30 protein-coding genes and 1 pseudogene are annotated in these 24841 nt (G+C 72.0%); 22 read left to right on the top strand and 9 right to left on the bottom strand.

The annotated features are described in order from the left end of the window. Positions 1 to 58: 58 nt before the first annotated feature. Positions 59 to 622, top strand: a complete 564-nt coding sequence (locus GFH29_RS10435) for a hypothetical protein (RefSeq protein WP_153323413.1) — start codon at positions 59 to 61, stop codon at positions 620 to 622. Between the two features lie 157 nt (positions 623 to 779). Here the strand turns inward: GFH29_RS10435 and GFH29_RS10430 are convergent, their stop codons facing one another. From GFH29_RS10430 to GFH29_RS10420, 3 genes are read right to left on the bottom strand one after another with little or no spacing between them, the layout of a single operon-like run. After that, positions 780 to 1745 carry a COX15/CtaA family protein gene (locus tag GFH29_RS10430; protein ID WP_228387422.1) on the bottom strand — a complete coding sequence of 322 codons (966 nt, stop codon included), beginning with the start codon at positions 1743 to 1745 and terminating at the stop codon, positions 780 to 782. Positions 1746 to 1752: 7 nt separating this feature from the next. Beyond that, complete coding sequence (locus tag GFH29_RS10425) at positions 1753 to 2547, bottom strand: ABC transporter permease (protein ID WP_323368660.1); 795 nt, start codon at positions 2545 to 2547, stop codon at positions 1753 to 1755. Continuing rightward, entirely contained in the window at positions 2544 to 3479 is a 936-nt protein-coding gene (locus tag GFH29_RS10420) for an ABC transporter ATP-binding protein (protein ID WP_153323411.1), read from the bottom strand. The genes GFH29_RS10425 and GFH29_RS10420 overlap by 4 nt, the downstream gene beginning before the upstream one ends. A 73-nt stretch (positions 3480 to 3552) precedes the next feature. On the opposite strand from GFH29_RS10420, the gene GFH29_RS10415 reads away from it, so the two are divergent. The 13 genes from GFH29_RS10415 to GFH29_RS10355 all read left to right on the top strand — a co-directional run bounded on the left by GFH29_RS10415 (position 3553) and on the right by GFH29_RS10355 (position 12995). After that, on the top strand, positions 3553 to 3909 hold the full coding sequence (locus tag GFH29_RS10415) for a hypothetical protein (protein WP_153323409.1): 357 nt from the start codon (positions 3553 to 3555) through the stop codon (positions 3907 to 3909). Beyond that, positions 3902 to 4294 carry a hypothetical protein gene (locus GFH29_RS10410; RefSeq protein WP_228387421.1) on the top strand — a complete coding sequence of 131 codons (393 nt, stop codon included), beginning with the start codon at positions 3902 to 3904 and terminating at the stop codon, positions 4292 to 4294. Before GFH29_RS10415 ends, GFH29_RS10410 begins: the two co-directional genes overlap by 8 nt. A gap of 65 nt (positions 4295 to 4359) precedes the next feature. Further along, positions 4360 to 5064 carry a helix-turn-helix domain-containing protein gene (locus GFH29_RS10405; protein ID WP_153337271.1) on the top strand — a complete coding sequence of 235 codons (705 nt, stop codon included), beginning with the start codon at positions 4360 to 4362 and terminating at the stop codon, positions 5062 to 5064. Continuing rightward, on the top strand, positions 5061 to 6479 hold the full coding sequence (gene sufB, locus GFH29_RS10400; RefSeq protein ID WP_153323403.1) for a Fe-S cluster assembly protein SufB: 1419 nt from the start codon (positions 5061 to 5063) through the stop codon (positions 6477 to 6479). Before GFH29_RS10405 ends, sufB begins: the two co-directional genes overlap by 4 nt. Before the next feature lie 55 nt (positions 6480 to 6534). Further along, positions 6535 to 7716 carry a Fe-S cluster assembly protein SufD gene (gene sufD, locus GFH29_RS10395; protein ID WP_416224764.1) on the top strand — a complete coding sequence of 394 codons (1182 nt, stop codon included), beginning with the start codon at positions 6535 to 6537 and terminating at the stop codon, positions 7714 to 7716. A 2-nt stretch (positions 7717 to 7718) separates the two neighbouring features. After that, a complete protein-coding gene (locus GFH29_RS10390; RefSeq protein WP_153323399.1) occupies positions 7719 to 8054 on the top strand; it encodes a non-heme iron oxygenase ferredoxin subunit in 336 nt (111 codons plus the stop codon). A 50-nt stretch (positions 8055 to 8104) separates the two neighbouring features. Continuing rightward, entirely contained in the window at positions 8105 to 8863 is a 759-nt protein-coding gene (gene sufC / locus GFH29_RS10385) for a Fe-S cluster assembly ATPase SufC (protein ID WP_153323397.1), read from the top strand. Between the two features lie 2 nt (positions 8864 to 8865). Beyond that, entirely contained in the window at positions 8866 to 10131 is a 1266-nt protein-coding gene (locus tag GFH29_RS10380; protein ID WP_153323395.1) for a cysteine desulfurase, read from the top strand. Positions 10132 to 10138: 7 nt separating this feature from the next. Then, positions 10139 to 10609, top strand: a complete 471-nt coding sequence (sufU, locus tag GFH29_RS10375) for a Fe-S cluster assembly sulfur transfer protein SufU (RefSeq protein ID WP_153323393.1) — start codon at positions 10139 to 10141, stop codon at positions 10607 to 10609. Continuing rightward, positions 10602 to 11015: a metal-sulfur cluster assembly factor gene (locus tag GFH29_RS10370; RefSeq protein ID WP_153323391.1), complete on the top strand. Its 414-nt coding sequence runs from the start codon at positions 10602 to 10604 to the stop codon at positions 11013 to 11015. The genes sufU and GFH29_RS10370 overlap by 8 nt, the downstream gene beginning before the upstream one ends. Positions 11016 to 11026: 11 nt before the next feature. Further along, on the top strand, positions 11027 to 11380 hold the full coding sequence (locus tag GFH29_RS10365) for an ASCH domain-containing protein (protein ID WP_153323389.1): 354 nt from the start codon (positions 11027 to 11029) through the stop codon (positions 11378 to 11380). Beyond that, the gene (locus tag GFH29_RS10360) at positions 11377 to 12012 is read left to right on the top strand and encodes an acVLRF1 family peptidyl-tRNA hydrolase (RefSeq protein WP_153323387.1); all 636 of its coding nucleotides are present in this window, start codon (positions 11377 to 11379) and stop codon (positions 12010 to 12012) included. Before GFH29_RS10365 ends, GFH29_RS10360 begins: the two co-directional genes overlap by 4 nt. A gap of 62 nt (positions 12013 to 12074) precedes the next feature. Next, entirely contained in the window at positions 12075 to 12995 is a 921-nt protein-coding gene (locus tag GFH29_RS10355; RefSeq protein WP_153323385.1) for a phosphotransferase, read from the top strand. 62 nt (positions 12996 to 13057) lie between these two features. On the opposite strand, the gene GFH29_RS10350 is transcribed toward GFH29_RS10355, so the two are convergent. After that, a complete protein-coding gene (locus GFH29_RS10350; protein WP_153323383.1) occupies positions 13058 to 13483 on the bottom strand; it encodes a response regulator in 426 nt (141 codons plus the stop codon). A 124-nt stretch (positions 13484 to 13607) separates the two neighbouring features. On the opposite strand from GFH29_RS10350, the gene GFH29_RS10345 reads away from it, so the two are divergent. The 3 genes from GFH29_RS10345 (at position 13608) to GFH29_RS10335 (ending at position 18001) form a co-directional block, all read left to right on the top strand. Beyond that, positions 13608 to 15206 carry an ABC-F family ATP-binding cassette domain-containing protein gene (locus tag GFH29_RS10345; RefSeq protein ID WP_153323382.1) on the top strand — a complete coding sequence of 533 codons (1599 nt, stop codon included), beginning with the start codon at positions 13608 to 13610 and terminating at the stop codon, positions 15204 to 15206. Between the two features lie 51 nt (positions 15207 to 15257). After that, complete coding sequence (locus GFH29_RS10340) at positions 15258 to 16061, top strand: enoyl-CoA hydratase/isomerase family protein (protein ID WP_153323380.1); 804 nt, start codon at positions 15258 to 15260, stop codon at positions 16059 to 16061. A gap of 65 nt (positions 16062 to 16126) precedes the next feature. Next, a complete protein-coding gene (locus tag GFH29_RS10335) occupies positions 16127 to 18001 on the top strand; it encodes an ABC transporter ATP-binding protein (RefSeq protein WP_153325734.1) in 1875 nt (624 codons plus the stop codon). A 19-nt stretch (positions 18002 to 18020) separates the two neighbouring features. Here GFH29_RS10335 and GFH29_RS10330 read toward each other — a convergent pair whose 3' ends face one another. Then, positions 18021 to 18905 carry an SURF1 family protein gene (locus GFH29_RS10330; protein ID WP_153337225.1) on the bottom strand — a complete coding sequence of 295 codons (885 nt, stop codon included), beginning with the start codon at positions 18903 to 18905 and terminating at the stop codon, positions 18021 to 18023. Positions 18906 to 18952: 47 nt separating this feature from the next. Here GFH29_RS10330 and moaA point away from each other — a divergent pair, with 47 nt between their 5' ends. After that, the gene (gene moaA / locus GFH29_RS10325; RefSeq protein WP_153325733.1) at positions 18953 to 19945 is read left to right on the top strand and encodes a GTP 3',8-cyclase MoaA; all 993 of its coding nucleotides are present in this window, start codon (positions 18953 to 18955) and stop codon (positions 19943 to 19945) included. Here moaA and GFH29_RS10320 read toward each other — a convergent pair. Together GFH29_RS10320 and GFH29_RS10315 are read right to left on the bottom strand one after the other, a co-directional pair. After that, positions 19942 to 20139 carry an acetone carboxylase gene (locus GFH29_RS10320; protein ID WP_153323376.1) on the bottom strand — a complete coding sequence of 66 codons (198 nt, stop codon included), beginning with the start codon at positions 20137 to 20139 and terminating at the stop codon, positions 19942 to 19944. The two genes, moaA and GFH29_RS10320, sit on opposite strands and share 4 nt — an antisense overlap. After that, positions 20139 to 20501 (bottom strand): DUF3099 domain-containing protein, encoded by a 363-nt coding sequence (locus GFH29_RS10315; RefSeq protein WP_153323374.1) that lies wholly within the window; start codon positions 20499 to 20501, stop codon positions 20139 to 20141. The genes GFH29_RS10320 and GFH29_RS10315 overlap by 1 nt, the downstream gene beginning before the upstream one ends. Before the next feature lie 76 nt (positions 20502 to 20577). Here GFH29_RS10315 and GFH29_RS10310 point away from each other — a divergent pair, with 76 nt between their 5' ends. Further along, positions 20578 to 20790, top strand: coding sequence for a dodecin (locus tag GFH29_RS10310; RefSeq protein ID WP_153323372.1), 213 nt, complete (start codon positions 20578 to 20580; stop codon positions 20788 to 20790). A 69-nt stretch (positions 20791 to 20859) separates the two neighbouring features. Here GFH29_RS10310 and GFH29_RS20905 read toward each other — a convergent pair. Next, positions 20860 to 21177, bottom strand: a pseudogene (locus tag GFH29_RS20905) (DUF6281 family protein); the annotation flags it as partial. Between the two features lie 289 nt (positions 21178 to 21466). Between GFH29_RS20905 and fabG the strand changes: the two are divergent. The 3 genes from fabG to GFH29_RS10295 are packed head-to-tail and all read left to right on the top strand — an operon-like array spanning position 21467 to position 23596. Then, positions 21467 to 22216 carry a 3-oxoacyl-ACP reductase FabG gene (fabG, locus tag GFH29_RS10305; RefSeq protein ID WP_153323370.1) on the top strand — a complete coding sequence of 250 codons (750 nt, stop codon included), beginning with the start codon at positions 21467 to 21469 and terminating at the stop codon, positions 22214 to 22216. 54 nt (positions 22217 to 22270) lie between these two features. Beyond that, positions 22271 to 23041, top strand: a complete 771-nt coding sequence (gene fabI, locus GFH29_RS10300) for an enoyl-ACP reductase FabI (RefSeq protein ID WP_153323369.1) — start codon at positions 22271 to 22273, stop codon at positions 23039 to 23041. Positions 23042 to 23077: 36 nt separating this feature from the next. Further along, positions 23078 to 23596: a SixA phosphatase family protein gene (locus tag GFH29_RS10295; RefSeq protein ID WP_228387869.1), complete on the top strand. Its 519-nt coding sequence runs from the start codon at positions 23078 to 23080 to the stop codon at positions 23594 to 23596. A gap of 13 nt (positions 23597 to 23609) precedes the next feature. Here GFH29_RS10295 and serB read toward each other — a convergent pair whose 3' ends face one another. Further along, positions 23610 to 24833, bottom strand: coding sequence for a phosphoserine phosphatase SerB (serB, locus tag GFH29_RS10290; protein WP_153323367.1), 1224 nt, complete (start codon positions 24831 to 24833; stop codon positions 23610 to 23612). Positions 24834 to 24841: the final 8 nt, after the last annotated feature.

Genomic DNA, 24841 nt, shown 5'->3' with positions numbered 1-24841 from the left:
GCGTCGCGCCCGCCGCGCCTGCGACAACCGCTCGGGGCTGCGGCGCGTCCCAGGGGGTATGAGACCCTCCGCGATCCTGTCCAGCGCCGTCGTCGCGCTCGTGCTGTCGACGTCGTACGCCGGCTGCACGTACGAGCCGGTCGCGCGCGACTCTGCGCCGGCGCCGGCTGCGGAGCCCGGCCCCGCCCGGTCGGCACTCTCGCGGCCCGGTGACGAGGTGCAGGTGCACCGGCCGAGGGGTGCGTACGACCTCGTCCTCGAGGACGTCTCCGCCGTCCGGCGTGCTGGTCATGACCGGCTGGTGCTGAGGTTCGCCGGCACCGGCAGGCCGGGCCGGGCCGCGCGGTTCGTCGACGAGGCGGTGCTGGAGGGGAGCGGAGCGACGGTGGGGCTCCGCGGTGACACGATCCTCCGCCTCGACATCTCGGGGACACCCACCCGGATGCCGGAGGACCACGACCCTCCGGTTCGCCGCGCACTGGGTGGCGCCGTCGTGGATCTGCACACGGTCGGTGCCTTCGAGGGCATGACCCAGGTCTTCGTCGGGCTCCGGGGCGGCCGGGCCCCGTTCCGGGCATTCACGCTCCGCGCCCCGTCGCGCCTGGTGGTCGACCTCGGGTGAGTGCGATCGGGCTCGCGCGTTCTTCGGCGCCGGGATCAGTGCTTATCCGCGCAATTGCGCGGATAAGCACCGACGGCGGCTGGTTCCCGGTGCTTTTCCCAACAATTGCGCAGCTGTGCGCGCACCCGGGGCACGACGACCGGCAGGAGGGGACGCGTCAGAGGAGCGCGGCGCCGCCGGTCTCGGCGGGCGCCGCCGAGACCTCAGCAGCCTCGAGCTCCCGCGGGTGGCGTACGGCGACGAGCACCCAGGCGATCGCGGCGGCGGTGAGGGAGGCGCCAAGCATGTGGAAGCCGACCAGGACGATCGGCAGGTCGGTGAAGTACTGCACGAAGCCGATCGCGCCCTGGCCGATCTGCACCGCGAACAGCGTCCACAGCGCGCGGCGGGCGGAGGCGCCGTGGCGCCAGGCGTAGACGGCGAAGAGCAGACCGACGGTGGCGCCGATGAAGAAGAACACCGCGTCGGCGTGCAGCTGGCTCATCTGGGCCGGGTCCAGGCCGTTGCGCGGGGAGTCGGCGTCGCCGGCGTGCGGGCCGGCGCCGGTGACCATCGTGCCGACGTAGAGCACGACCCAGCCGGCGGCGAAGACCACCCAGGCCAGCCCCACGACGGGTCCGCGGGCGCGCGGCAGGTCGTCACCGCGCAGCACCAGCTGGATGAAGCGCACGGCCAGGCAGATGATCAGGAACGAGCAGATCAGGTGCAGCGACACGATCCACGGGTTGAGGTCGGTCAGCACCGTGATGCCGCCGATCACGGCCTGCGCGGGGATGCCGATCCCCATCCAGAGCGCGAGCCAGATCAGCGAGCGGCGACCGGTGCGCACCGCGGCGACGAAGGTGGCGATCGCGATCGCGGCGAGGACGAAGGTGAGCAGCCGGTTGCCGAACTCGATCACGCCGTGGATGCCGTACTCCGCATGCGGCGTGTAGGACTCATCGGTGCAGCGCGGCCAGGTCGGGCAGCCCAGGCCGGAGCCGGTCAGCCGGACGACGGCGCCGGTCACGACGAGCAGCATGTTGGCGACCAGGCTGCTCCAGCCGAGGCCGAGCACCCACCGGTGGCCGGCGGGGCGGGCAACCGGCTCCACGTCGGGCCGGTCGGTCGAGGTGGCGGTCACGAGCAGTTCACTCCCACTTGAAGGTGCGCGCGCTGAGCGCGGCGCCGAGGACGGTCCAGGCCAGGAGGACGGCGATCGCAGACCAGGCGATCGTGCCGTCGATCAGGGCATCGCGCATGCCCTCTCCGAGCGCTCCCGATGGTAGCCACTGCACGAACCCCTCGAAGCCGCCGTACGCCGTGGCGGGGAGCACAACGGCGCCGCAGGCCATCAGCAGCAGGTAGATCAGGTTGGCCGCGGCCAGGGTGGCCTCGGCGCGCAGCGCTCCGGCGACCAGCAGCCCGAGCGAGGCGAAGGCGGCGGTGCCGGCGGCGATGGTCAGCAGCACGCCCACCACGCCGGCCACGCCGGGGTCCGGCGACCAGCCGAGGCCGAGGGCCACCGCCGAGATCACCACGAGCTGCAGCAGCTGCACGAGCAGCAGCGCCAGCACCTTGCCGGCCAACAGGCCGGACCGCGGCAGCGGGGAGGTGCCGAGGCGCTTGATCACGCCGTAGCGCCGTTCGAAGCCGGTCGCGATCGCCAGCGCGGTGAACGAGGTGGACATCACCGCCAGCGCCAGGACGCCCGGGGTGAAGACGTCGACCGCCGGGTGGTCCAGGTCGAGGTCGACGCGATCCGAGCCGGTCACCGCGGCGACCAGCACCACGACCGGTACGACGACGGCGAGCAGCAGCTGCTCGCCGTTGCGCAGCATCAGCCGGGCCTCCATGCCGGCCTGCGCCAGCACCATGCGCCCGAACGGCGCCGCACCGGGCCGGGGCGAGAACGTCCCGGCGGACCGGGTCTGGGAAGAGGTCACGGGGCGAGCTCCCGTCCGGTGAGCTGGAGGAAGACGTCCTCGAGGTTGCGGGCCCCGAGGTTGAGCGACTCGGGCAGCACGTCGTGCTCGGCGCACCACGCGGAGATCTTCGCCAGCGTGGTGCCGTCGGCCGGGCCGCTCACCAGCATGCTGAGGTCGTCGACCTGGCTCACCGAGGTGCCGTCGCCGAGCACCCGCCGCAGCGAGTCGGGGGCACCGGGCGGGAACGGCCGGGTGACCACGAGCCGGATGGTCGCGACCGAGCCGCCGCGCGTCAGCTCCAGCGGGGTGCCCGAGGCGACGAGCCGGCCGTGGTCGACGATGTGGACGTGGTCGGCGAGGCGCTCGGCCTCCTCCATGTAGTGCGTGGTGAGCACCACCGTGACGCCGTCGCGGCGCAGCTCGTCGAGCAGCTCCCAGATCGTGCGGCGCATCTGCGGGTCGACGCCCGCGGTCGGCTCGTCGACGAACACGACCTCGGGGCGCCCCACCAGCGCCATCGCCAGGCCCAGGCGCTGCTGCTGGCCGCCGGAGAGCCGCCGGTACGGCGTGCGCCCGCACTCCTCCAGCCCGAGGCGCTCGGTGAGCAGGTCGAGGTCGAGCGGGTGGGCGTGCAGTTTCGCGACGTGGCGCAGCATCTCGCTCGCGCGCACCCCGCTCCACGCGCCGCCGGACTGCAGCATCACCCCGATGCGGGGGAGCAGCTCACGGCGCTGCCGGACCGGGTCCAGGCCCAGCACGCGCACGGTGCCGCCGTGGGGACGCCGGTAGCCCTCGCAGGTCTCGAGGGTGGTGGTCTTGCCGGCCCCGTTGGGGCCGAGGACAGCGGTGATGGTGTGGCGATCGACGGTCAGGGACAGGTCGTCGACTGCGACCTTGTCGCCGTACCTCATCACCAGCCCGTCGACAGCCACTGCAGGGGCGTCGGGCACCCCACCAGTCTAGGGATCCCTCCGAGGCGGGCTGGCGAGGGGCCCACGGCGGACGCGGCCTAGGGTTTGCGACGTGAACGTCTGGCTCTTCGGCATCGTCCTGATCCTGGTCGCTCTCGGCGTGGTGGCCACGATCGTGCTCCTGGCCAAGGACGAGACCGCCGGCGACCCGACCTTCGCCCTGCTGGCGGTGATCGAGGTCCTCCTGCTCGTGCAGGTGGTGTGGGGCCTGGCGACGATGTCGGGCGACTCCATGGACCGCGCGACGTTCGTGGGCTACCTGATCGCAGTGCCGCTGATCCTGCCACTGGGCGCGTTCTGGTCGCTGGCCGAGCGCACCCGCGCCGGGACCGCCGTGCTGCTCGTGGCACTGGTCACGGTCGCGGCCCTCGAGCTGCGCATCGACACCCTCTGGGGTGGCGGTGCGTGAGCTGGCCGCGGGCCCGGGCCGGATCCTGGTCGCGGTCTACTCGGTCTTCGCGATCGCGGCCACCGGTCGCTCGTTGACCCAGCTGCTGCTGCAGGCCGACCGCGCGCCCCTGGCGTACTCGCTGTCCCTGGTCGCCGCGGTGATCTACATCGTCGCCACCGCGTGCCTGGTCATCGGCGGACCGCGCGCCCGACGGGCGGCGGTCGCGGCCTGTGGGATCGAGGCGGTCGGAGTGCTGGCGGTCGGCACGCTGTCGCTGGTGGCGCCGGACCTGTTCCCCGACAAGACCGTGTGGTCGCACTACGGCCAGGGCTACGCCTTCTTGCCGCTGGTGCTGCCGTTCGCCGGCCTCTGGTGGCTGCACCGCACCGGCCCCCCCGCCTGAGAAACGGGTAAGGGTTGCCTTCCTTGAAGGCCTCGCGGCATTAACGGCACACTGGTGTTGTGGAATTGATCGAGGGACGCCTGCGAGGGGACGACCTGCCGACCCGGCAGCGCGTCGCCCGCTCGATCCTCGACAACGGCCCCTCGACCGCCGCCGACCTCGCCGAGCGCCTCGACCTCACGCCGGCCGCCGTACGCCGCCATCTCGACCTGCTGGTCGAGGACGGCCAGGTGGAGGCGCGCGAGCCACGCGCCCACGGCCAGCGCGGCCGCGGACGACCGGCCAAGGTGTTCGCGCTCACCGAGATCGGGCGCGACCACTTCGACCAGGCCTACGACGACCTGGCCGCCCAGGCGCTGCGCTACCTGGCCGAGACCGGGGGCGAGGACGCGGTCCGGGAATTCTCTCGACGCCGGGTGGCGTTCATCGAGGAGAGGTTCCACCGGGTCAGCGCAACCGACCCGACCCTGGGCCCCGCCGAGGTGCTCGCCCGCGTCTTCACCGACGAGGGGTACGCCGCGGCGGTGCGCGACCTCGGTCCGATCAACGGGCAGGTGATGGGGGAGCAGCTGTGCCAGCAGCACTGCCCGGTCGCCCACGTCGCCCACGAGTTCCCCCAGCTGTGCGAGGCAGAGACCGAGGCGATCAGCCGGGTCCTCGGCCGCCACGTGCAGCGGCTGGCGACGATCGCCCACGGCGACGGCGTCTGCACCACGAGCATCCCGAACGTTTCAAGCACCACCAATGAGAAGGAGCAGGTCACTCCATGACCTCCATCGAGGAGCTGAACCCCGAGCTCAAGGGCATCGGTCGGTACGACTTCGGCTGGGCCGACCCCGACGTCGCGGGCGCTGAGGCGCAGCGCGGCCTCAACGAGCACGTCGTTCGCGACATCTCCGCCAAGAAGGACGAGCCCCAGTGGATGCTCGACCTGCGGCTCAAGGGTCTGAAGCTCTTCGGGCGCAAGCCCATGCCGACCTGGGGCTCCGACCTCGGCGGCATCGACTTCGACAACATCAAGTACTTCGTGCGGTCCTCGGAGAAGCAGGCGACCTCCTGGGAGGAGCTGCCCGAGGACATCAAGAACACCTACGACAAGCTCGGCATCCCCGAGGCGGAGAAGCAGCGCCTCGTCGCCGGTGTCGCGGCGCAGTACGAGTCCGAGGTCGTCTACCACTCGATCCGCGAGGACCTCGAGGAGCAGGGCGTCCTGTTCCTGGACACCGACACCGCACTGAAGGAGCAGCCGGAGCTCTTCCAGGAGTACTTCGGCACCGTCATCCCCGTCGGTGACAACAAGTTCGCCGCGCTCAACACCTCGGTGTGGTCCGGCGGCTCGTTCATCTACGTGCCCAAGGGCGTCCACGTGGACATCCCGCTGCAGGCCTACTTCCGGATCAACACCGAGAACATGGGCCAGTTCGAGCGCACGCTGATCATCGTCGACGAGGACGCCTACGTGCACTACGTCGAGGGCTGCACCGCGCCGATCTACTCCTCGGACTCGCTGCACTCCGCGGTCGTGGAGATCATCGTGAAGAAGGGCGGCCGCTGCCGCTACACGACCATCCAGAACTGGTCGAACAACGTCTACAACCTCGTCACCAAGCGCGCGGTCTGCGAGGCCGGCGCCACGATGGAGTGGGTCGACGGCAACATCGGCTCCAAGGTGACGATGAAGTACCCGGCCGTCTACCTCATGGGCGAGCACGCCAAGGGCGAGACGCTGTCGATCGCGTTCGCCGGCGAGGGCCAGCACCAGGACGCCGGCGCCAAGATGGTCCACGCGGCCCCGCACACCTCCAGCTCGATCCTGAGCAAGTCGGTGGCGCGCGGCGGCGGGCGGACGTCGTACCGCGGCCTGATCCAGGTCAACGAGGGCGCCTACGGCTCGAAGTCCAACGTGCTGTGCGACGCGCTGCTGGTCGACCAGATCAGCCGCTCCGACACCTACCCCTACGTCGACATCCGCGAGGACGACGTCTCGATGGGTCACGAGGCCAGCGTCTCGAAGGTCTCCGACGACCAGCTCTTCTACCTGATGAGCCGGGGCATGGAGCAGGACGAGGCGATGGCGATGATCGTGCGCGGCTTCGTCGAGCCCATCGCCAAGGAGCTGCCGATGGAGTACGCCCTCGAGCTCAACCGTCTCATCGAGCTGCAGATGGAGGGCGCGGTCGGCTGACGCCGACCTCGTCGCTTCGTCCACCCCGTTCGTAGAAAGAAGATCCGTGACTGCAATCGACACTGCGCGCGACAGCGTGGAGTCTGCCCTCGAGCTGACGCCGGTGGACTCCCACCTGCACCCCGAGGGCTCCTTCGACGTCTCCGACCACCCGGTCCCCACCGGTCGCGAGGAGATCTGGCGCTTCACCCCCCTCAAGCGGCTGCGTGACCTGCACGGCGAGGCCGTGTACGGCGCCGGCGCCACCCAGCTCACCTGGACCACCCCCGAGGGCGTCCGCGTCGAGTCGGTCGAGGGGGAGGAGGCCCGCGCCCTGCGCGGCGTGAGCGGCTGGGTCCCCAACGACCGCTTCAGCGCCCGGGTGCTGGCCGACACCGCCGCGACGCTGCTCATCGACGTCCCCGCGGAGCTCGAGGTCGCCGAGCCGGTGGTCGTCACCCTCGACGGCACCAACGCCGAGGCCACCGAGTCCGGCCACGTGGTGCTGCGCTTCGGCCGCTTCGCCAAGGCGGTCGTGGTGCTCCAGCACCAGGGTCACGCCTCGCTGGCCCAGGTCGTCGAGGTCGTCGTCGGCGACGGCGCCCAGGTCTCCGTGATCTCGGTGCAGGACTGGGCCGACGACGCCGTGCACCTCGCCCACCACGAGGCGAGCGTCGGGCGCGACGCGTCGTACAAGCACGTGGCGATCTCCTTCGGCGGTGACGTGGTCCGCATGGACGCCAACGTCACCTACGCCGGTCCGGGCGGCTCCGCGGAGATGTACGGCCTGTACTTCGCCGACGAGGGCCAGCACCTCGAGCACCGCCTCTTCGCCGACCACACCGCCCCGCGCACCAAGAGCAACGTCGTCTACAAGGGCGCGCTGCAGGGCGAGGGCGCCCACACCGTGTGGGTGGGCAACGTGCTGATCCGCAAGATCGCCGAGGGCATCGAGACCTACGAGGAGAACCGCAACCTCGTGCTCACCGACGGCTGCCAGGCCGACTCGGTGCCGAACCTCGAGATCGAGACCGGCGAGATCGAGGGCGCCGGTCACGCCTCCGCCGTCGGTCGCTTCGACGACGAGCAGCTGTTCTACCTGCGCTCGCGCGGCATCTCCGAGCCCGAGGCCCGCCGCCTGGTGGTGCACGGGTTCTTCAACGACCTGATCCGCAAGATCGGCATCCCCTCCCTGGAGGAAAAGCTGATGAGCACGGTCGAGGACGAGCTGGCCAAGAACGTCCTGCGGGGAGCCTGAGCATGGGCTTCGAGCGCGTCTGCAGCCTGGCCGAGGTGCCGGCCGACGAGGGCCTCGCGGTCACCGTCGGCGGCCTCGCCGTCGCGGTGGCCCGTGACGGCGAGGAGGTCTTCGCGGTGCAGGACCTGTGCAGCCACGCCGCGGTCGCGCTGAGCGAGGGCGAGGTCGCCGACTGCCAGATCGAGTGCTGGCTGCACGGCTCGCGCTTCGACCTGCGCACCGGCAAGCCGGTCGGCCCGCCCGCGATCGACCCGGTCGCGACCTTCCCCGTGGAGGTCCGCGACGGCGAGGTCTACCTCGACGCCAGCACCACCCTCAACGGCGTACGGCCCGGCTGAGCAGCCGCCGCCACGCCACCACGACTTTCGAACACAAGGAAGAGACAACAATGAGCACGCTGGAGATCAAGGACCTGCACGTCACGGTCGACACCGAGGACGGCCCCAAGGAGATCCTCAAGGGCGTCACGCTGACCATCGGCGACGGCGAGACCCACGCGATCATGGGCCCCAACGGGTCCGGCAAGTCCACGCTGGCCTACTCGATCGCGGGTCACCCGAAGTACACCGTCACCGGCGGCACGGTGCTCCTCGACGGCGAGGACGTGCTGGCCATGTCGGTCGACGAGCGCGCCCGCGCCGGCCTGTTCCTGGCCATGCAGTACCCCGTCGAGGTGCCCGGCGTCTCGGTGTCGAACTTCCTGCGCACCGCCAAGACCGCTGTCGACGGCGAGGCCCCCAAGCTCCGCACCTGGGTCAAGGACGTCAACGGCGCCCTGGAGCGGATGAACCTCGACACGACGTTCTCCCAGCGCTCGGTCAACGAGGGCTTCTCCGGTGGTGAGAAGAAGCGCCACGAGATCGCCCAGCTCGAGCTGCTCGACCCGAAGGTCGCGATCCTCGACGAGACCGACTCCGGTCTCGACATCGACGCGCTCAAGGTCGTCTCGGACGGCGTCAACCGCTTCCGTGAGCAGGAGGGCAAGGGCGTCCTGCTGATCACCCACTACACCCGCATCCTGCGCTACATCCAGCCCGACAAGGTCCACGTCTTCGTCAACGGCCGCGTCGCCGAGCAGGGTGGCCCCGAGCTCGCCGAGCAGCTCGAGGCCGAGGGCTACGACAAGTACCTCAAGGCTGCGGTCTGAGCATGCCTGAGCTGACCGGTCTCCTCCCCGAGCTGGAGGTCATCCGCAAGGACTTCCCGATCCTCGAGCGTGAGCTCGCGGACGGGATGCCCTTGGTCTACCTCGACAGCGCGAACACCTCGCAGAAGCCGCAGTGCGTCATCGACGCCATGGTCGACCACCTGGAGCGGCACAACGCGAACGTCGCGCGTGCGATGCACCAGCTCGGCGCGGAGTCCTCGGAGGCCTTCGAGGCGGCCCGCGACATCGTCGCGGGCTTCCTCAACGCCCCGAGCCGCGATGAGGTGATCTTCACCAAGAACGCCTCCGAGGCGCTCAACCTGGTGGCGAACACCCTCATGTGGGCGACCGGTGAGCTCGAGATCGGCCCCGGCGACGAGGTGCTGATCACCGAGATGGAGCACCACTCCAACATCGTGCCGTGGCAGCTGCTCACCGAGCGCAAGGGCGCGACGCTGCGCTGGTTCGGGCTCACCGACGAGGGTGAGCTGGACCTGTCGAACATCGACGAGCTGATCAACGAGCGCACCAAGGTGGTCTCGCTGACCTGGGTGTCGAACATGCTCGGCACCATCAACCCGGTCGCCGACATCGCGCGCCGTGCCCACGAGGTCGGCGCGATCGTGGTCCTCGACGCCTCCCAGGCCGCACCGCAGCTGCCGGTCGACGTCGTCGCCTCGGGCGCCGACCTGCTGGCCTTCACCGGCCACAAGGTCGTCGGGCCCACCGGCATCGGCGTGCTCTGGGGACGCCGCGAGATCCTCGAGAAGCTGCCGCCGTTCCTCGGCGGCGGCGAGATGATCGAGACCGTGCGGATGGAGGGTTCGACGTACGCCGGGCTCCCGCACAAGTTCGAGGCCGGTACGCCGCCGATCGTCGAGGCCGTCGGCCTCGGCGCCGCGTTGCAGTACCTCTCCTCGATCGGGCTGGAGGCGATCCACGCCCACGAGCAGGCGCTCACCGGGTACGCCCTGGATGGCCTGCGGAGCGTGCCGGGCATGCGGGTCCTGGGCCCGCTCGACCCGACCCGCCGCGGCGGTGCGATCTCCTTCGAGCTCGACGGGGTGCACCCCCACGACATCGCCCAGGTGCTCGACTCGCGCGGCATCGCCGTGCGCGCCGGCCACCACTGCGCCCGCCCGGCGCACGCCCGGTTCGGGGTGCAGAGCTCGACGCGGATGTCGTCGTACCTCTACACCACGCCGGGGGAGATCGACACGCTGGTCGAGGGCCTCGAATACACCCGCTCCTACTTCAAGGTGGGCTGATCCGTCGATGACTGCTGACCCGAACCTCGACTCGCTGTACCAGGAGATCATCCTGGACCACTACAAGAACCCCCACCACAAGGGGCTTCGCGAGCCGTTCGGCGCCGAGGTGCACCACGTCAACCCCACCTGCGGCGACGAGATCACCCTGCGCGTCCACCTGGCCGACGGCGCCGAGGGCGCCGTGGTCCAGGACGTCTCCTACGACTCCGTGGGCTGCTCGATCTCGCAGGCCTCGGCCTCCGTCCTGACCGACCTGGTGATCGGACGCCCGGTCGCCGAGGCGATGACGGTGCACGAGAGCTTCCTGACCCTGATGCAGGGCAAGGGCACCGTCGAGCCCGACGAGGACGTCCTCGAGGACGGCATCGCCTTCGCCGGTGTCGCCAAGTTCCCGGCGCGCGTGAAGTGCGCGCTCCTGTCCTGGATGGCGTTCAAGGACGCCACCGCCCGAGTCACCGAGGAGAACCATGCCTGAGACCGAGACCACCGCCGGTGACACCGGCGCCGTGGACCACGGCGACCTGCCGGAGGTGCCCGCGGCGAGCGGCTCGGGCAGCAGCTCGGCCACCTCGTCCGTGAGCGTCGACGACGTCGTCGAGGCGATGAAGGACGTCGTGGACCCCGAGCTCGGGATCAACGTCGTCGACCTCGGCCTGGTCTACGGCGTGCACATCGACGAGAACGCCAACGCCGTGCTCGACATGACGCTGACCTCGGCGGCCTGCCCGCTGACCGACGTCATCGAGGACCAGACCCACGGTGCCCTCGAGGGCATCGTCAGCGACGTCGCCATCAACTGGGTGTGGATGCCGCCGTGGGGCCCGGACAAGATCACCGACGACGGCCGCGAGCAGCTGCGCGCCCTCGGCTTCAACGTCTGACCCGCACCGGCATGGATGCGGTGGAGACCTTCTGGCAGGTAGCGCGCTCGCACGCCCGGCTGCAGCCGCTTCCCGGCTACTTCCCGGCCACCCCGGTCGGGGCGGTCCCGCCGCCTACCTGGTCCTTCGGCGAGGAGCCCGCGCAGGCCGACGCCGGCCTGCGCGCGCTCCTCGACGGGTCCGTGACGACGCTGCCGGTCCCGCGGGCGGAGCTGGAGTCCGCCGGCGTCGGGGTGCCCGAGGTCGGCACCCTGGGCATCGTGCTCGACGGCGCCGGGAACCCGCGGGCCCTGGTCGTGACCGAGCAGGTCGAGGTCGGCCCGGTCGAGGTCGTCGAGCACCTGCGCGTGCTGCACAGCCAGTGACGCCCCCGCCGACGCGGGTGCTGGTCGCGCCGCAGCGCTGGGAGCGCTGGGCGGAGAACTTCCGCGCCCGCCACGGGGCGACCGCGCTGAGCGTCGCCGACGGCGAGCTGTCGGGGGTCGCCGAGGACGGGTCCACCTTCGTCGCGCGGCTGCCGTTCGCCGCGTCGTACGACGGGCCGGCGGAGGCCGCCTCCTTCGCGGCGGCCGCGACCCTGCCGCAGGACTGGGGCGTGCTGCTGGTGCGCAAGGGCGGCTTCGCGGTCGCCCGGCTGAGCGGCGCGCGCACCCTCGCCTCCAAGGTCGGCCAGCGCCACGTGCAGGGGCGCACCAAGGCCGGCGGGCAGAGCCAGCAGCGCTTCGCGCGGCGACGCGACAACCAGGCCCGGCAGGCCTTCGAGGCCGCGGCCGAGCACGCCGCCCGCATCCTCGGGGACCTCACCGGTCCGGTGGTCACCGGCGGTGACCACACCGCCGTCGAGGAGGTCCTCACCGACCCGCGGCTGCGCGGGCTGGCGCCCACCGACCTGTGGCTGGCGGTCCCGGACCCGCGCCGCGCGGTGCTCGAGGACGCCGTCAGCGACGCGAGCAAGCTCGCCGTCGAGGTGCACAACGCCGAGGCCCCTGAGGGCTGAGGCCCGTCCGGTCCGCTGCGAGGTCCCCGCCCCGGGCGCCTCGCTCTGTCAGGATGACCGGCATGTGGCAGCCCGAGCCCGGCTGGCAGCCCCTCCCCGGCGGCACCGGCACCTCCACCCTGGGCGTCTGGCGCGCCCGGCTCGGCGGGCAGCAGGTGGTGGTGAAGCGGCTGCTCGCCCCGGCAGCGGACGACCCGGCGGCCCTGAGCCAGCCGCGGCACGCGGCGTACTGGCGGCGGGAGGCGGACGCCGCGTTGAGCGGGCTGGTCGAGGGCACCCCCGGGCTGCGGATGGCGCCGACCGCGGTCGAGGAGGACGCCGAGGGCATCACGCTGGTGCAGGAGAGCGTCGCCGACGCCCGCAACACCGGGCTGTTCCTGGCCCGCGCCCTGGGCCGGTTCGCGGCCAGCGACGTACGCGCGCCGTGGCTGGCGAGCGACCAGCTGCGCGACCGGGTGCTGCGCGTCGAGCGGTACGGCGGGTGGCGCACCCTGGCGCGGACGCCGGTCGCCGACGTGGCGGAGCACCTGTGGACCCGCCGCGGGAGCCTGCTGGACTCCCTCGACGCGCTGCCGCAGGTGCTCCAGCACGGCGACCCGGTGCCCGGCAACCTCCTGGGTCGGCGGGAGGCCGACGTCCTCGCGCTGGACTGGGGCACGCTCGGCACCGGACCGGTGGGCGGGGACCTCGGCTACTACCTGCTCTCAGCGAGGGAGAGCCTCGAGCCGCTGCTCGACGCCTACTGTGAGGGGCTGGGACCGGGGACGAGCGAGGTCGGGCGGAGTGCGGCCGCGCACGGCGCCCGGGTCACCGCCGTACTGACCGCGCTGAACCGGGCCGAGTGGGCGCTGGCGCGGGTGGCCGGGGGCGAGGGCGCGCTCGCGGGGAAGTACCGGCACCCGGCGGTGGCGCCGCACCTGCAGGCCCTGCAGCGCCAGTTCCCGCTGATCGAGGAGCTGCTGGGCTCAGGGCGCCACCACTAGCGCCGACTCGGGGCGCCATGGGCGCCGACTCGCGCAACCATGGGCGCCGACTCGGGGGTGGGTCAGCGGAGGGGGAGGTGGGCGATGACGTCGGCGATCTGCTGGAGGCGGAACGGCTTGGGCAGCACCCGGGTGACGCCGAGCTCGGCGAGCGCCGGCCGCTCGTCGTGGGCGGAGGCGCTGATCACCACGATCGTGAGCGCGGCGCCGATCTCGGGACGGTCGTTGACCCAGCGCACGACGTCCAGTCCCGACAGCCGCGGCATCGACAGGTCGAGCAGCAGCAGGTGGTGCGTCGCGGCCTCGAGCGCCTCGATCGCCTCCTGACCGTCGGCGGCCTCCGTAACGTCGTGGTGGCCGAGCTTCTCGAGCATGCGGACCGCGAGGGTGCGCACCGGCTCGAAGTCGTCGGCGACCAGCACCCGCAGAGGGGTACCCGTGGCCGCGTGCGGCACCACCGACCGCTGCTCCCCGCTGGCATCACTCACGCCCGCAGGTTAGCGCTTTCGGGTGGCCCCGGCACCCGTCGCCGCGCCCGGCGTGGCCCGGAATCCGCGGGGGAGCGGCCAGGAAGTGGGGATGCTTCGCGACGGCTCTAGACTCGTGCCCCTCATGATCACTGCCTCCCAGCTGGAAGTCCGGGTGGGCGCACGCCTGCTCATGGAGAACGTCTCGTTCCGCGTCGCCGCCGGCGACAAGGTCGGTCTGGTCGGTCGCAACGGCGCCGGCAAGACCACGCTGACGAAGATCCTGGCCGGCGACGCGCAACCTGCTGCCGGCACCGTCACCCGCTCCGGCGAGCTCGGCTACCTGCCGCAGGACCCGCGTACCGGCGACCCCGAGGTGCTGGCGCGCGACCGGATCCTGTCCGCGCGCGGCCTCGACGACGTCGTACGCCGCCTGCGCCAGTCCGAGGAGCAGATGGCCAGCGAGGACCCGGCCGTCCGCGAGAAGGCGATGCGCCGCTACTCCCGCGCCGACGACGAGATGCACGCCGGCGGCGGGTACGCCGCGGAGTCCGAGGCGGCCACCATCGCCTCGAGCCTCGGCATCGAGGCCCGGATCCTCGACCAGCCGCTCAAGACGCTCTCGGGCGGCCAGCGCCGTCGCGTGGAGCTGGCGCGGATCTTGTTCTCCGACGCCGAGATCCTGATCCTCGACGAGCCGACCAACCACCTCGACGCCGACTCGATCGTGTGGCTGCGCGACTTCTTGAAGTCCTACAAGGGCGGGTTCATCGTGATCAGCCACGACAACGCACTGCTCGAGGAGACCGTCAACAAGGTCATGCACCTCGACGCCAACCGTGCGGCGATGGACGTCTACAACATGGGCTGGCGTCACTACCTCACCCAGCGCGAGACCGACGAGAAGCGCCGCAAGCGCGAGCGGGTCAACGCCGAGAGCAAGGCCAAGACACTCACCGACCAGGCCAACAAGATGCGCGCCAAGGCCTCGAAGGCCACGGCCGCGCAGTCGATGCTCAAGCGCGCGGAGAAGATGCTCGCCGGCGTCGAGGGCGAGCGCGCCTCCGACAAGGTGGCCCGCATCGCCTTCCCGAAGCCCGCGCCCTGCGGCAAGACGCCGATCACCGCGGAGGGCCTGTCGCGCACCTACGGGTCGCTGGAGGTCTTCACCGACGTCAGCCTGGCCATCGACCGCGGCTCGCGGGTGGTCATCCTGGGCCTCAACGGCGCCGGCAAGACCACACTGCTGCGGATGCTCGCGGGCGTCGACGAGCCGGACAGCGGCCGGGTGATCCCGGGCCACGGGCTCAAGGCCGGCTACTACGCCCAGGAGCACGAGACGCTCGACACCGAGCGCACCGTGCTGGAGAACATGCAGAGCGCCGCCCCGCAGCTCACCGACACCGAGGCGCGCTCGGTGCTGGGCTCCTTCCTCTTCTCCGGCGACGACGCGCACAAGCCGGCCAAGGTGCTCTCCGGCGGTGAGAAGACCCGCCTGGCGCTCGCCAGCCTGGTCGTCTCCAGCGCCAACGTGCTGCTGCTGGACGAGCCCACCAACAACCTCGACCCCGCGTCGCGAGAAGAGGTGCTCAACGCGATCCGCAGCTATGAGGGCGCGATCGTGCTGGTCACCCACGACGAGGGCGCCGTACGAGCCCTCGAGCCGGACCGGGTGCTGCTGCTGCCCGACGGTGACGAGGACCTGTGGACCGACGACTACGCGGACCTGGTGTCGCTGGCCTGACCGGAGGGTACGGGTGCGGGCCGCGGCGCGCGCCGTTCCTAGACTGCGCCCATGACGTCTCTCGTGAGCCCCGAAGCCCTCGCTGCCAGCGGCCTGCAGCTCGCCCAGGACGGCGCGGTCCTCACGATCACGCTCGACCGGCCGGCGGTCCGCAACGCCCAGACCCCGCGGATGTGGCGGACGCTGGCCGAGATCGGCGCGGGCATCGGCGAGGACGTCCGGGTGGTGGTGGTGCGCGGAGCCGGCCAGAGCTTCTCCGCCGGCCTGGACCGCTCGATGCTGGACCCGAGCGCGAGCGTCCCGGGGGAGGAGAGCGTCGCGGACCTGCTCCGCCTCGACGACGCCGGTCTCTCGGCCACGATCGAGGAGTACCAGCGCGGCTTCACCTTCCTGCGCGACCCGCGGTTCGTCTCGATCGCCGCGGTGCAGGGCTACGCGATCGGCGCGGGCTTCCAGCTGGCCCTCTCCTGCGACCTGCGGGTCCTCACCGAGGACGCCCAGCTGTGCATGAAGGAGTCCGCTCTCGGCCTGGTCCCGGACCTGACGGGAACAAAGCCCCTCGTCGAGGCCGTTGGATATGCACGAGCACTCGAGATCTGCGCCACGGCCCGGATGGTCGACGCGCGCGAGGCCGCAGCCATCGGCCTGGCCCAGCGCGTCGTACCGGCCGCCGAGCTCGACGCCGCGGTGGCCGAGCTCGCAGCGGCTCTCACCGCCCCGATGGCCGGTGCGGTGCGTGAGACCAAGACCCTCCTGCAGGGCGCGGCGGACCGGAGCCTGGAGGAGCAGCGGCGCCTCGAGCGCGAGGCGCAGGGCCGGCGGTTCCGCGAGGTCGCGGCCCTCCTCGGGGGCTGAGCCCGGGCCGATCGGGCGGCGACAGCAGGCAGGAGCACCAACGAGCAGGAGGACAGGTGTCCGGGATGCAGGGCATGGGACCGGCGATGCGCCACTTGCGCACCGACCGCAGCGCGGTGGACAACCGTCTCGAACGAGGGACGCTGCGCCGCATCCTGACCTTCGCGCGCCCGCACCGTGCGCTGATCTCCGTCTTCTTGGTGCTCACCGTCATCGACGCGGCCACCGTCGTGGTCACCCCGCTGCTGGTGAAGAAGGTCGTCGACGACGGCATCCTCGGCGGCGACGGCGCACTGGTGACCGAGCTGGCCCTGGCGATGGCCGGCTTCGCGGTGATCAGCGCCGTGCTGACGGTGCTCAACGGCTGGCTCTCCTCGCGCATCGGCGAGGGCCTGATCTTCGACCTGCGCACCAGCGTGTTCGCCCACGTGCAGCGCCAGAGCCTGGCGTTCTTCACCCGCACCCAGACCGGCGCGCTCGTGTCCCGGCTCAACAACGACGTGATCGGCGCGCAGCGCGCGTTCACCACGACCCTGTCCAGCACCGTGTCCAACTCGATCGCGGTGGTGGTCGTCGGCATCGCGATGCTCGCGCTGAGCTGGCAGGTCACACTGCTGTGCCTCGCGCTCTTCCCGGTGCTGTTCCTGGCCAGCCGGTTCGTCGGCGCCCGGCTCGCCGGACTGACCCGCCAGCAGATGGACGGCAACGCCGACCTCGGCAACGTGATGACCGAGCGGTTCAACGTCGGCGGCGCGATGCTGCTCAAGCTCTTCGGCCGCCGCGGCGACGAGGACGCGCTCTACGCCACCAAGGCCGCCCGGGTGCGCGACCTCGGCGTGCGGATCTCGCTGCTCACCCGGGTGTTCATGGCCGCGATGGCGCTGGTGCCGGCGCTGGCCGTCGCCCTGGTGTATGGCGTGGGCGGCCACCTCGTCCTCAGCGACACCCTCACCATCGGCACCCTGCTGGCGCTGGCGACGCTCCTGCTGCGCCTGCTCGGCCCACTGCAGGGCCTGTCCAACGTGCGCATCGACGTGATGACCGCCCTGGTCAGCTTCGAGCGGGTCTTCGAGGTCCTCGACCTGCCCTCGCTGGTGCAGGAGCGGCCGGGCGCGACCGAGCTCTCCCCGCACGCCGCGCGCCTGGAGTTCGACCACGTCGGCTTCACCTACCCGCACGCCGACGACATCTCGCTGGCCTCGCTCGAGGTCGTCGCCCGCACCGAGTCGCGGCAGGCGGCCCAGGTGCTCCACGACGTCACGTTCACCGCCGAGCCCGGCCAGATGGTCGCCCTGGTGGGTCCCTCGGGCGCCGGCAAGACCACCGCGACCCACCTCGTGGCGCGGCTCTACGACGTCGATACCGGCGCCGTGCGCCTCGACGGCCACGACGTGCGCGACGTGACCCTGCAGTCGCTGGAGGACGCCGTCGGGTACGTCACCCAGGACGCGCACATGTTCCACGACACGATTCGCAGCAACCTGCTCTACGCCCGCCCCGACGCCGACGAGCAGGCGATCTGGCAGGCGCTGGAGTCCGCCCAGGTGGCCGGTCTCGTCCGCTCCCTGCCCGACGGGCTGGACACCGTCGTCGGCGACCGCGGCTACCGCCTCTCCGGCGGCGAGCGCCAGCGCCTGGCCATCGCCCGGCTGCTGCTCAAGGCGCCCTCGGTCGTCGTGCTCGACGAGGCCACCGCCCACCTGGACAGCGAGTCCGAGGTGGCGGTGCAGCGCGCGCTGGACGCCGCGCTCGAGGGCCGCACCTCGCTGGTGATCGCGCACCGGCTCTCCACGGTGCGCCAGGCCGACCAGATCCTCGTGCTCGAGGACGGCCGGATCGTGCAGTCCGGCACCCACGCCGAGCTGCTGGCTCAGGGTGGGCTGTACGCCGACCTGTACCGCACCCAGTTCCTCGACGACGTCGCGGTGCCCGGGGCCTAGACCCGCTCGCCGCGGACGGTCAGCGGCGGCTGTCGGCGGACTCGCGCTGCGTCCGGGAGCCGCCCTGCCGTGCCTCGCGCTCGGCCTGCTTGGCGGCGGCGCGGCGCGCCCTGCGGATGTCGGCCTTCGACGGGGGCTTGTCGCCTTGGCGCTCCTGGCGGCGCGCGGGTCCGCCGCGCCACTCGTCGTACGCGAGGTAGAGGAAGCCGCCCGCGCCGAGCACGCCGAAGAACCACCACTGCAGGCCGTAGAAGAAGTGCGGGCCGTCGTCCAGCGTCGGCAGCTGGGCGGCCTCGAGGGGCTCGGCGGTGCGACCGTCCTCGTCGCGCAGCTCGATCCAGCCGCCGTACGTCGTCCCGAGGTCCTCGGCCTCGCTGATCGCCTCGGAGCTGATCGCACGCGCCGAGCCGTCGACCACCTCGGTGCTGGAGCCGTCGCCGTCGGGACGCACCCAGCCGGTGACGGTCAGCTCGCCGCTGGGCGGCTCGGGGATCTCACCGATCGTGCCGCTGACGTCGGCGCGCATCTGCCAACCGCGGTTGACCAGCAGCACGGTGCCGTCGTCGGTGCGGAAGGGCACCACCACGTCCACGCCGCTGCCCTCCGCGCCCGACGGGCTGCTGGCGTAGCGCACCAGCACCGTGTCCTCCGGCAGGTAGCGACCGGTCGCCTCGACCAGCCGCCACTCGTCGCCCGAGTCGATCTCCTCGCCGGGGGAGAGGACCTCCTCGACCGGGGTCGGGGTCAGCATCTCGTTGGTGCGCACCACCTCGTTGGCGGCCCTGCGCTTCTCCAGCTGGTTGAACTGCCATTCGCCGAGCCACCAGGTCCCAGCGCCGAGGACGATGATCGCCAGCAGGAAGAGGATCCAGCGGCGAGTGAACAGAAAGGACAGCGACCGCACCTCGCAAGGGTAGCCAGCAAGGCCCACCTGCCTAGACTGCGGGTGTGATGAGAGCGCTGGAGGACCGCTACGGCCGAGTGGCCACGGATCTACGCGTCTCCCTCACCGACAGGTGCAACCTGAGGTGCTCCTACTGCATGCCCGAGGAGGGCCTGGACTGGCTCGCCAACGAGCGGCTGCTCACCGACGACGAGGTGGTCCGGCTCGTCGACATCGCGGTCAGCCGGCTGGGGGTGCGCGAGGTGCGCTTCACCGGCGGCGAGCCGCTGGTACGCCGCGGCCTGGTGGACATCGTCCGGCGTTGCGCCGAGCTCGCGCCCCGGCCCGACCTGTCGCTGACCACCAACGCGCTGGGCCTGTCGCGGACCGCGCCGGCCCTGGCCGCGGCCGGGCTCGACCGGGTCAACGTCAGCCTCGACACGGTGCGCCGCGAGACCTTCCACGAGATCACCCGCCGCGACCGTCTCAACGACGTGGTCGCCGGCCTGGCCGCTGCCCAGTCCGCGGGCCTGGGCCCGGTGAAGATCAACGCGGTCCTGCTCCGCGGCGTCAACGACGACCAGGCGTCCGAGCTGCTGGCCTGGGCGCTGGAGCACGACTACCACCTGCGCTTCATCGAGCAGATGCCGCTCGACGCCCAGCACGGCTGGGACCGGGACGCGATGGTGACGGCCGATGAGATCCTCGCCCGCCTCGAGACCCGGTTCTCCCTCTCGCCGGCCGTCGAGCCGCGGGGGAGCGCGCCCGCCGAGCTGTTCCGCGTCGACGGCGGCCCGGGCACCGTCGGGGTGATCGCCTCGGTCACCCGCCCGTTCTGCGGCGACTGCGACCGGGTGCGGCTCACCGCCGACGGGCAGATCCGCAACTGCCTGTTCGCCCGCGAGGAGTCCGACCTGCGGGGCGCCTTGCGCGCCGGCGCCAGCGACGACGAGCTCGCCGAGCGGTGGCTGATCGCCATGCGGGGCAAGCGACCCGGGCACGGCATCGACGACCCGACGTTCCTGCAGCCGGACCGTCCGATGTCGGCGATCGGCGGCTAGCCGACCGGCTCGTGCGGGACGACCTCCTTGAGGAAGCCGCGCGACCCGAGGAACGACGACAGCGACTCACGGTGCTCGGCGCACGCCAGCCAGGTCTTGCGCCGGTCCGGGGTGTGGATCTTGGGGTTGTTCCACAGCAGCTGCCACGCCGCCGGGGCCTGGCAGCCCTTCGCCGAGCACAGGTCGGGGTCCATCAGGCGTCGTCCTTCGTCGGGCCCCGGTGGCCGGGGTCGTGGGGTGCGGGAGGCGGGGTCGGACCGTTCCCGAGCTCGTGGCGGTAGTTGCTGTCGGGCAGCTCGAAGGCGTCCGAGCGGGTCTCCGCCGCGTTGGCCTCGACCACCGCGACGTACGGCAGGAACACGCCGGCGGCGATCAGCACCGGCCACAGCCAGTCGATGCCGGCCGCGCCGGAGATGGCGGCACCGATCACGCACAGGGTGCGGATCGTCATCGCCACGATGTAACGCTTCTGACGTGCCGCGATGTCGCTGCCGCGGGTCGTCGCGGCGGTGGTGATGCGGACCGCCTCGGACGGGCGGGACCGGTCCTTGGCCATGCTGCCATCGTACGTCGGGCGCTGTGACCTACGATCGCAAGCCCGCCCGCCCGCACCCGTCCGAGAGGCTCCTGCCATGACCAACCGCACCTACCGCGTCTCCGAGATCGTCGGCACCTCGCCCGAGGGCATCGACGCCGCCATCCGCAACGGCGTCTCCCGCGCCGGCAAGACCCTGCGCCACCTCGACTGGTTCGAGGTCACCCAGATCCGCGGCCAGGTCAAGGACGGCGAGGTCGAGCACTTCCAGGTGGGCATGAAGGTCGGCTTCCGCCTCGAGGACGACTGACCACCCGTCCATCAGCGCGAGCAGGTCGGCATCCCACCCGGTGGCCGGTGGTTCGGTGCTGAGAAAGACGGTTCCCCGGTCCCGAGCGCCCAGCAGGACGACTGCTTGCTCCGTGGGGACGCTCGGCAGGGAATACACCTCCCGGGAGTCTCCGTCCGGGCCACCGCCGTCGTCGCACGGCGCGAAGTGGCCGGTGCCCAGCGAGCGACCGGGGGCCACGGTCCCCACCTCTGTGCCGGTCAACATGGCGTAGGTGCGCGAGGAGAACTCGATGGGCGTGTGGCAGTCGCCGCCCGCTTCGGAGCCGTACGGTCCTGGCTGCGTCGAGCACGCGCTCGCCAGTGCGAGGGTGCAGGTCAGCAGAGTGGTCCGCAGGAACGCCGTCATGCTCGTCCGACGCGCCGGCCCCGCCGGTGGCTCCCGACACCCACGCCGGCCGCTCACCGGCTGCTTCGGTAGACGCCCCTGTCATCCGCCGGTGCGGGCACACCCGGTGACGGCATGCCGAGTCGGCGCGAATGGCGCGGCGAGTCGGCGCGAATGGCGCGCCGAGGTCTCGACTCGACCGTGAGAAGTCTCGACTCAACGCCTCAGAAGTCTCGACTCGACCGATGATCCGGCCGGCGGCGGAGAGGTGTTTTCGTCTACCCCTCGGTAATCACTAGCGTCAGGCGACGTGAGTGACGCAACGCCTGCCCAGACGTCCGAGACCAGTTCGACGAGCCCGCGTTCGGTGCTCGTCACCGGCGGCAACCGCGGCATCGGTCGCGCCATCGCCGAGGCGTTCCTGGCCCAGGGCGACAAGGTCGCGGTCACCACCCGTTCCGGCGGCGCGCCGATGGGCGCGCTCGACGTGCGCTGCGACATCACCGACCCGGCGGCCGTGGACGCGGCGTTCGCCGTGGTCGAGGCGGCCCACGGCCCGGTCGAGGTGCTGGTCGCCAACGCCGGCATCACCGCCGACACCCTGCTGCTGCGCATGTCGGAGGACGACTGGTCCTCGGTCATCGACACCAACCTCACCGGCACCTTCCGCCTGGCCAAGCGGGCCAGCAAGGGGATGCTGCGCCTCAAGCGCGGCCGGATCATCCTGATCTCCTCGGTGGTCGGCATGCTGGGCTCGGCCGGGCAGGTCAACTACGCCGCCTCCAAGGCCGGCCTGGTCGGCATGGCGCGCTCGATCGCCCGCGAGCTCGGGTCCCGCTCCATCACCGCCAACGTCGTCGCCCCCGGTTTCGTCGAGACCGACATGACCGGGGTGCTCAGCGACGAGCAGAAGGCCGCGATCAAGGCCCAGGTGCCGCTGGGCCGCTACGCCCAGCCCGAGGAGGTGGCCAGCGCCGTCACCTGGCTGGCCGGGCCCGGCGCCGCCTACGTCACCGGGGCCGTGATCCCGGTCGACGGCGGCCTCGGCATGGGTCACTGACCCGCCCCACCAGACACGCACACACCGAGCACGAGCGCGAGAGCAGAGGACGACATGGGAATTCTCGACGGCAAGCGGATCCTGGTGGCCGGAGTGACGATGGACTCCTCCATCGGCTTCGCCACCGCGAAGGTCGCCCAGGAGCAGGGCGCCACGGTGCTGATCTCCAACTTCGGGCGCGCCCTCGGGATCACCCGGCGCATCGCCAAGCGGCTGCCGGTCGAGCCCCCGGTCCTCGAGCTGGACGTGACCGACCCCGAGCACCTCGAGCGTCTGCCCCAGCTGGTCCGCGAGCACGTCGACGGCCTCGACGGCGTCGTGCACTCGATCGCCTACGGCAACCCCGAGACGCTGCTCGGCGGCAAGTTCATGACCGGGCCGTGGGAGGACGTCGCCCAGGCGGTGCACGTCTCGGCGTACTCCCTGGCCTCGCTCGCCCGCGCGGTCAAGCCGCTGATGGGCCCCGGCTCCTCGGTCGTCGGCCTCACCTTCGACGCGACCGTCGCCTGGCCGGCGTACGACTGGATGGGCGTGGCCAAGGCCGGCCTGGAGTCGACCTCGCGCTACCTGGCGCGCGACCTCGGCGCCGACGGCATCCGCTGCAACCTGGTGTCCGCCGGGCCGCTCAAGACCCTCGCCGCGAAGGCGATCCCCGGGTTCTCCGACCTCGAGGCGATGTGGGAGACCCGCGCCCCGCTCGGGTGGGACAACGCCGACCACACCCCGACCGCCAAGGCCGTGTGCGCGCTGCTCTCGGACTTCTTCCCCGCCACCACCGGCGAGATCGTGCACGTCGACGGCGGGTTCCACGCGATGGGCGCCTGAGCGCCGGCGAGCCCCTCGTGTGCCACGCTGGGAGGCGTGAGCGAGCAGCCCCGCCTCCTGGTCCTGATGCGTCACGCCCAGGCCGAGTCCCACGGCCCGAGCGACCACGAGCGCGAGCTCGCCGCGCGTGGGCGCCGTGATGCCCGGGCGGGCGGCGAGTGGCTCGCCGCGCGGGGCATCACCGCGGACGCCGCACTGGTCTCCGGTGCGCTGCGCACCCGGGAGACCTGGGAGTCCGTGGCGACCGGCGCCGGGTGGGACCTCGACGCCGCGTCGTACGACGAGGGGCTGTACGCCGCGGGGCCGGACAGCGCCCTGGACCTGGTGCGCGAGACCGAGGAGTCGGTGCGCACCCTGGTGGTGATCGGCCACAACCCCACGGTGGGGGTGCTCGCCCAGCAGCTCGACAGCGGGCAGGGCGACCCCGAGGCGTCCGCCGCGATGCTCGGCGGCTACCCGACCGCGGCGACGACCGTCTTCGAGGTCGGCGGCGCGTGGGCCGAGCTCGGCGCCGAGGGCGCCCGGGTGGTCGCCTTCCACGTGCCCCGCGACTGAGCCGCGGGGCGGATCACACCGGCGGGGCGGGCGTCACGATCCCGACCGCGGCGTCCGCGGCCTCGACCTCCTCGCGGGAGATCCCGAGGAGGTACATGATCGTGTCGAGGTAGGGCACGTTGACCGAGGTGTCCGCGGCGTCACGCACCATCGGCTTGGCGTTGTAGGCGATGCCGAGCCCGGCCGAGCCGAGCATGTCGAGGTCGTTGGCGCCGTCGCCGATGGCGATGACCGCGTCCTGCGACACCCCGACCTCCGCGGCGAACTCGCGCAGCGCGCGGGCCTTGCCGGCGCGGTCCACGACCTCGCCGACCACGCGGCCGGTGAGCCGGCCGTCGACGATCTCGAGCTCGTTGGCGCGGGCGTAGTGGATGCCGAGGTCGGCGGCGAGCCGGTCGGTGATCTGGCTGAACCCGCCGGACACGATCGCGAAGCGGTAGCCCAGCCGGCTCAGGGTGCGCACCAGGGTGCGCGCGCCGGGAGCCAGCACGATGGAGTCGTAGACCTCGTCCAGCGCACTGGCCGGCACCCCCTCGAGCAGCCGCACCCGCTCGCGCAGGGACTGCTCGAAGTCGAGCTCGCCGCGCATCGCGGCCTCGGTCACCTCGGCGACCTTCTCCTCGCAGCCGGCGTGGGCGGCGATCATCTCGATCACCTCGCCCTGGATCAGCGTGGAGTCGACGTCCATCACGATCAGGCGCTGTCCGCGGCGTACCAGGCTGGCCGGCTGGACCGCGACGTCGATGCCCTGGGCGGCGGCCTCGGTGGCCAGCAGCGCGCGCAGCCGGGCCGGGTCGGCGCCGGAGACGTGCAGCTCGATCGCGGTGACGGGGTAGCGCGCCATCCGCTCGATGCGGTCGATGTTGGCGCCGGCGTCGGCGATCCGCCCGGCGATCGCGGCCATCGCGGCCGGGCGCAGCGGGGTGCCCAGCAGCGTGACGTGGGAGCGGCCCTGCGGGCGCGGGCGGTTGTCACCGGTGCCGGGCTCGATCTCGACGCTCATGCCGAGCTCCTCACCGGTGCGGTGCACGGCGTCGCTGAGGCGGCGCCAGTCGCGCGGTGCGGTGACCAGCACGCCGAGCACCAGCCGGCGGCGCAGCACGATCTGCTCGACGTCGAGCACCTGCACGTGGGTCTGCGCGAGGGTCGTGAAGACGGCGGAGGTCACGCCGGGCCGGTCCTTGCCGGTGAGCGTGATCAGGAGGGTCTCGGGCCGGGCGCCTGGGGTCTGTGTCATCGCGGGAC

The organism is Nocardioides sp. dk884, from assembly GCF_009557055.1.
Taxonomy (GTDB): Bacteria; Actinomycetota; Actinomycetes; order Propionibacteriales; family Nocardioidaceae; genus Nocardioides.
Note: the sequence above shows the minus strand (reverse complement) of the source record. Positions and strands in the feature narration are given on the sequence as shown.